The sequence below is a fragment of the Achromobacter deleyi genome, from assembly GCF_902859705.1.
Lineage (GTDB): Bacteria > Pseudomonadota > Gammaproteobacteria > Burkholderiales > Burkholderiaceae_B > Achromobacter > Achromobacter deleyi.
This window is the reverse complement of the sequence record NZ_CADIJO010000025.1, coordinates 80,193-86,506: the sequence shown is the minus strand read 5'-3', so window position 1 is coordinate 86,506 and position 6,314 is coordinate 80,193. Positions and strand designations below refer to the sequence as shown.

At 66.8% G+C, this 6,314-nt stretch carries 7 protein-coding genes; 1 reads left to right on the top strand and 6 read right to left on the bottom strand.

Annotated features, from left to right (window positions below):
• Positions 1 to 81: IS3 family transposase (locus tag HV798_RS26150; protein ID WP_175167171.1), on the top strand; the 81-nt coding region annotated here is incomplete at its 5' end.
• A gap of 76 nt (positions 82 to 157) precedes the next feature.
• On the opposite strand, the gene HV798_RS26145 is transcribed toward HV798_RS26150, so the two are convergent.
• The 6 genes from HV798_RS26145 to HV798_RS26120 form a co-directional block, all read right to left on the bottom strand.
• Positions 158 to 484, bottom strand: a complete 327-nt coding sequence (locus HV798_RS26145; RefSeq protein WP_175190722.1) for a 4a-hydroxytetrahydrobiopterin dehydratase — start codon at positions 482 to 484, stop codon at positions 158 to 160.
• A gap of 71 nt (positions 485 to 555) precedes the next feature.
• The gene (locus tag HV798_RS26140) at positions 556 to 1,203 is read right to left on the bottom strand and encodes a YiaD family glycine zipper/OmpA-like lipoprotein (protein ID WP_025136681.1); all 648 of its coding nucleotides are present in this window, start codon (positions 1,201 to 1,203) and stop codon (positions 556 to 558) included.
• A gap of 186 nt (positions 1,204 to 1,389) precedes the next feature.
• Entirely contained in the window at positions 1,390 to 2,058 is a 669-nt protein-coding gene (locus HV798_RS26135) for an HAD family hydrolase (RefSeq protein WP_175190721.1), read from the bottom strand.
• Between the two features lie 107 nt (positions 2,059 to 2,165).
• Positions 2,166 to 4,643, bottom strand: a complete 2,478-nt coding sequence (locus tag HV798_RS26130; protein WP_246289180.1) for a TonB-dependent siderophore receptor — start codon at positions 4,641 to 4,643, stop codon at positions 2,166 to 2,168.
• A gap of 105 nt (positions 4,644 to 4,748) precedes the next feature.
• A complete protein-coding gene (locus tag HV798_RS26125; RefSeq protein WP_246289178.1) occupies positions 4,749 to 5,750 on the bottom strand; it encodes a FecR domain-containing protein in 1,002 nt (333 codons plus the stop codon).
• Entirely contained in the window at positions 5,737 to 6,252 is a 516-nt protein-coding gene (locus HV798_RS26120) for a sigma-70 family RNA polymerase sigma factor (protein WP_175190720.1), read from the bottom strand. The genes HV798_RS26125 and HV798_RS26120 overlap by 14 nt, the downstream gene beginning before the upstream one ends.
• Positions 6,253 to 6,314: the final 62 nt, after the last annotated feature.

Sequence of the window (6,314 nt, the reverse complement as noted above, 5' to 3'; positions counted from 1 at the left end):
TACTACAATCACGACCGTATCAAGCTCAAGCTGAAAGGCCTGAGCCCGGTGCAATACCGAGCCCAGGCCTTCGGGCTTTAGTTGACCGTCCAACTTCTGGGGGTCAGTTCAGCCGGCGGGTTTTTTTATGGGCACGCGAACCGGACGGCGCTTGCGTCTACGAGGCCGCCTTCGGCGCGGTCGCCCCCATCTGCGCGGCAGCCTCGTCCATGAACTGCGCCATGCGCACATCCAGTTCCGTCACGCCGCCCGCGTCATGCGTCGTCAACGTGACGTCCACCCGGTTGTAGACGTTGGTCCATTCGGGATGATGGTTCAGCTTTTCGGCAAACATGGCCACTCGTGCCATGAAGCCGAAGGCCGCGTTGAAACTGGCGAAGCGAAAGCGCTTCTCGATGGCGTCGCGCATGGCGACGGCCTGCCAACCAGACAGGGCGGCCACCGCGATGTCGGTGCCGATGCGGGCAGGGGGAAACATGCTCATGGTGAACTCCAGGAATAAGCGTGGGCGGGCGCCGCGGCGCGGGCTACGCGCCAGGCGCCCGGCACGCGCCGCTATTGCTTGACCGCGTACAGGTAGATCTCGACCCGGCGGTTCAGCGCGCGGCCGTCCGCGGTGGCATTGTCGCCGATCGGATCGTTGGGCCCGCGGCCTTCGATCGACAGGCGCGTTGCCGCCACGCCCTGTTTGGACAGGTAGTCCGTCACGCTGCGCGCGCGGTTCACCGACAAGGTCTGGTTGTGCGCCAGCGCACCCGTGCTGTCCGTATGGCCCACCACCTTGGCCCGCAGCTCGGGATGCTGGTTGAGCGAACGTGCCACGCTGTCCAGCACGGGCAGCAGCGCCGGCTTGAGGTCTGTCTTGTCCGTATCGAACGACACGTTGCTGGGAATGTTGACCTTCAGGCTGCCATCCGGCATCTCGACCACGTCGATGCCCAGCGACGTGGCGCCCGAGCTTTGCACGTCGTCCTTGACCACCTTCCAGTTGTAGCCGACCAAGCCGCCGGCCACCGCGCCGATGCCCGCGCCGACCGCGGCCCCCGTGCCATGGCCGATCAAGGCGCCGATGCCGGCGCCGATGGCCGCCCCTGCTCCCGTTCCCACGGCAGTGTTGGTCTGCTGTTGGGTGGCGCACCCCGCCACCAATGCCCCGGATGCCGCAACTACAGCGATACGCTTGAGTATTGTTCTTGAGTACATGACAACCTCCACGATCCTGTCGGTGCGCCGGCGGATGCCGGCAGCAAGGACCATGTTAAGTCCAGTCATGCCTCGGGTGTCAGCGGTCGGCACGCAACATTTTGTACCTCTGCCGGGGCGGCCCATGCCGGGGCGGCCCCATGCCGGGACAGTCATGGGTTTTTGCCGCGCTTGCCCCGGTCAGTATCAACGCGGCGCGCTGCCCGCGCGAAAGCCGGCCAGCCAGGGCAAGGCGGCCTCCAGGCGCGGCGACTGCGCCTCGGGCGCCGGAGCGCCTTCCGGCAATGCCAGCCCGACCCGGTTGTGCCAATAGGTGCGCAGGCCGACCTTGCTGGTGCCGAACAGGTCGTAGCCCGACCCCGCAACGAACGCCGCCTGCGAGGCGGGCGTGTCCAGGCGCGCCAGCGCCAGCGCGTATGGCCGTGGGTCTGGCTTGTAGAAACCCGCCTCTTCCGAGGTGACCACCACGTCCCAATCCACGCCCAGCAACGCGGCCGCGCGCTGGCCCAGACGTTGTGAACAGTTGGTCACCACGCCCAGCTGGCAATGCGGGCGCAGCGCCTGCAGCAGTTCACGCGCACCATCCCAGGCGGGCAGATCATCCCAGCCCGCCTCCAGCGCCGCCGGCGCGTCGGCCGGCAAGCCAACGGCCCGGGCGGCCGCCTCGACCAAGTGTTCGTAGGGCTGATAGGCGCCGCAGCCATAAGTCAGCCGCAGGTACTCGGCCCGCCAGGCACGGCCACGGGCTTCGGAGCCGGCCGCGGCATTCCAGACCGTCCATGAATCCAGCAAGGCGGTCAACAGATCGAACAACACCGCGCGGGGATAGGCAGCAGGCGGGGCAACGACGGACATGGCAGCACTCCAGAAAATCGATGCCGTCACTATAGAGAGGCCATCGCGCGCCGTGGTTTAGCCGGGGTGCAACCACCCTTAAGGTTTGGCTTAATGCCTGCCGTCCCTCACCAGCGGTACGTCGCGGTGGCCAGCACCGTGCGCTGGTCGCCATAACGGCAATCACCGCCGCTGCAATTGCTGAGATAGGACTTATTGCCCAGGTTGCGCACATTCAGCGCCAGGTTCCAGTTCGGCATCTGGTAGCCCACCATCGCGTCGAACAATGTGTAGCCGGGCAGTTTTTCCGCCGCCGATTCCAGGTACCCGCGGTTCGGCCCGGTGTAGCGTGCGCCCAGCCCGATCTTGATCCCCGACGCGAAGCGGTAGTCGGCCCACACTGCGAACTGATTGCGCGACACCGCCTGCATCTGCTTGCCGACCTCGCTGGGCGTGCTGCTGGCGGTGATCTCGGCCTTGGGCGTGTACGTATAGGCGGCCACCACATTCATCTGGGTAAGCGGCCGGAATGCGGCCTCCAGCTCCAGCCCGCGCACCTGCACCTCGCCCGTCTGCTTGGGCAGGAAATCCGGCGTGTAGGTAATGTAGTTGTGGCGCCGCAGATCGAACACGGCGGCGCTGTAACGGCTGCGCCCGCCCGGTGGCTCATAGCGGATGCCCAGCTCATACTGGCGGCCGGTCTCGGGCCGCATCGGGTTGTTGGTTTCGGGATCGAGGGTAGCGGTAGGCGAGAACGATTCCGCGTAGCTCACGTAAGGCGCCAGGCCGCTCGGATGCAGGTAGACCAGGCCGGCGCGCTTGCTGAAGTTGTGCTCGGATATCTTGGTGCGAGAGCCGTCGATGTTGCTGGCCACGTCGGCCGACGCCTTGTCGTAGCGGCCGCCCAGCGTGGCCACCCAATTGCCCCATTTGACCAGGTCCTGCAGGTACAGGCCGGTCTGCGCCAGCCGGGTCGTGGCGTCGAACCAGGGGGCCGCCGTTTCGACCCGGCTGCCATAGACCGGCGAATAGCCGTCGATCGGATCGACCACGCCGTCGTTGTAGGTGCGCTGGTAGTTGCGGGAATGCTGGTAGTCCAGCCCGAACAGGAAGGTGTGGGCCCAGTCGCCCAGACTGACCTTGGCCTGGGCCTGGTTGTCGATGGTGAACAGGCGCGCGTTTTCCTGGCTGCCGAACGGATAGCGTTCCAGCAGGCGGAAGTTGGCAGGGTCAGCCGGATTGTCGGGATTGACCGTGGCGAAGCCGCCGCGCACGTAGACCTGCCGGTAATCCACGCTGGTATAGCCGTAGCGCGTGTTCTGGCGCACGGTCCAGGTATCGTTCAAGCGGTGTTCCAGCAGGTAGCCGATCATCCACTGTTCCTGGTTGAAGCGGTCAAAGCCCGGCTCGCCCACATACGTATTGCGCGAGAACTTGCCGTTCGGATTCGGCAACTGTGTGCCGATCTCGGGAAAGCTGGCGTACGAACTGCCGTCGCGCACTCGCAGGTAATGCGACAGCAACGTCAGCGTCGTGTCGCTGGACGGCTTCAGTGTCAGCGCCGGCGCGATGAAAAAGCGATCGTTGGGCAGGCCGCTGGCGGGCAATTCGGCGTCACGCGCCAGGCCCGTGATGCGATAGAGCACCTTACCGTTCTCATCCAGCGGGCCCGAGAAATCCCCCGCCACCTGGCGCCGGTCGTGATTGCCCAGCTGCACTTCCAGCTCGCGCAGCGGCTCTTCGGTGGGCCGCTTGCTGACCACATTGATCATGCCGCCCGCGCCGTTCTGGCCATACAGCACCGACGTCGGGCCGCGCAGCACTTCGATGCGCTCGGCGCCGTAGACCTCGGTCTGCCAGACCGCCCAGCTGTTGTTGTTGCGCAGTTGCAGGCCGTCCAGGTAGTAGCCCGGCGTCTGCGCGTCGAAGCCGCGGATGATCGTCCAATCAAAGCGCGTGTCGGCGCCCCACGGCGACGTATTGATGCCGGGCGTATAGGCCAGGCTTTCCTTGAGCCGCGAGGCGCCGCTTTCCTTGATGAAATCCGCCGTCACCACCGAGATCGACTGCGGGGTCTCCAGAATGGAACTGTCCGTCTTGGTGCCGGTCGCGCTGCGCGTGGCCACGTAGCCGTCCACCGCGCCCCAGGCGGTTTCCGCGTTGCCGGTCACCGTCACCGCCGGCAAGGTAGTCGTGCCATCGGCCTGCGCCGGCCGCAACGAATAGGCGCCGCCGTTCCCGCGCACCACACGCAAGCCCTGCCCCTGGAGCAGGCCGGCAAAGCCGTCCAGCACGTTGTAGCTGCCGACCAGGCCGACCGTGTGCTTGCCGCGCGTTAATGCCGCATCCACCGACAACTCGACGCCCGCCTCGCTGGCATAGCGCGTCAAAGCCTGGTCCAGCGGTCCGGCCGGAATCCGGTAGCTGCGCAGGGCAGCATTCGGCCCCGCGGCGGGCGCGCTCTGAGCCTGGGCCAGGACCGGCATCGATGCCAGCAAGGCAGCCCCCAGGCCGAGGCGCAGGCACAGCGCCGCCTGCGCACGGCGGGCCTGGGCGGGTTCAGGGGAAAAGAGGAAATGCAAAGAAGCGGTGCGGCGGCTTGCCATCAGGTCGGTCCCAGAAAGTACGGAAGAAGTGCTACGGCTGATACGTCTTCCGGACGAACGGGCGATTTCCTCAATGCCCCGCAAAAAAAATTGCAACAGGCGCCCCTAACGGGCGGTCCGCGCGCTCACGGTCACCCAATACGGGCTGCGATAGCGGATATCCACCGGCAATCCCAACGCCAGATTGCGCAGGGCGCGATCGGTGTCCTGCAACGAGAACACGCCGGTCACGCGCAAGTCTGCGACGGCAGGGTCGCAGCGCAGAAAGCCGCTGCGATAGCGGCCCAATTGCGCCGTGAAGTCGGCCACCCGCAAGTCTTCAGCCACCAACACCCCGCGCGCCCAGGCCGCGTCGGCCTCGCGTGCGGCCATCGGACCTTCGACATGGCGGGCATCGAAACGGACGCGCTGGCCGCTGTGCACCCGCAAGGCCGCGTCGGTCGCATCGCCGGGATAGACATCGACCGCGCCCTCGTAGACCGCCAACTGCGCCAGTCGACCCTCGTCCCGCAGCGTGAAGCGGGTGCCCAGCGCCTGCACCCAACCCTGCCGGCTTTGAACCCGCAACGGCCGCGCCAGAGGATCGACCGCGGTCGTCACAAGGATTTCGCCTTCCCGCAGGAGGATGCGGCGTTCGCGCCCGTCAAAGCGCACGTCGATAGCCGAATGGCTATCAAGCACCACCCGAGTGCCGTCGGCCAGCGTGATCTCGCGGATCTCGCCCACGCCGCTGCGATAGTCCGCCGTCAGGGCGTACCAGCCGCCGCTTTCCCGCAGCGCGCAGGCGGTGCCCACGGCCACCGCCGCCAGGCCCAATACCCGCAGCGCCTTGCGGCGGCCGGCGGCCACAGCCGGATGGGCCTCCAGCAGCACCTGACGGGCAGCCGGCTCGGACACCCCGCCCAGCTTGCCTTCCATCACCTGCAGCCGGGTCCAGGCGCGCTGATGATCCGGGTGGGCCGCCAGCCAGGCATCACAGGCGGCCCGATCCGCCGCGCTCGCCTCGCCCGACCACAGCCGCGCCATCCAGGTCGACGCGCGCCGCACGATGGCGGGGTCGATCGGCCCCTGCCCCGCCACCCGCCCCAAGGCGTCAGTCCGTGCCATCGTAAAGCGCCTGATAGCAGGCCAGCAGCGCGGCCGCCACGTACTTCTCGACAGACGACACCGACACGTGCAACCGCTCGGCGATCTCGCGATAGCTCAGCCCGTCCAGCTTGCACAGCAGCAACGCCATGCGCGCCTTGCGGGGCAGCTTGTGCAGAATGGCATCGATCTCGACCAGCGCCTCCAGCGCCAGCGCGCGCGTCTCTTCGGATGGCGCCAGCGCCTCGGGTAACGCGGCGATGGCTTCCAGGTAGGCCGCCTCGATCCCGCGGCGCCGATACAGGTCGATCAACAGGCCATTGGCAATCTGGGTCAGGTAGCGGCGCGACTGGTCCGGCTGCGGCGTCGTGCCGGACGCGAGGATGCGCACATAAGTGTCATGCGCCAGATCGGCGGCATCGAATGCATTGCCCAACCGCTTGCGCAGCCAGCCACGCAGCCAGCCGTGATGGTCGCCGTAAAGCACTTCGATGGGCTGGGTGGAGGTCCCGGTCGCGGACATGAAGGTGGAACAGTACGTTGGCGCGGCGCATGTCATGGAGGGTTTCACCATATGAAATGCGA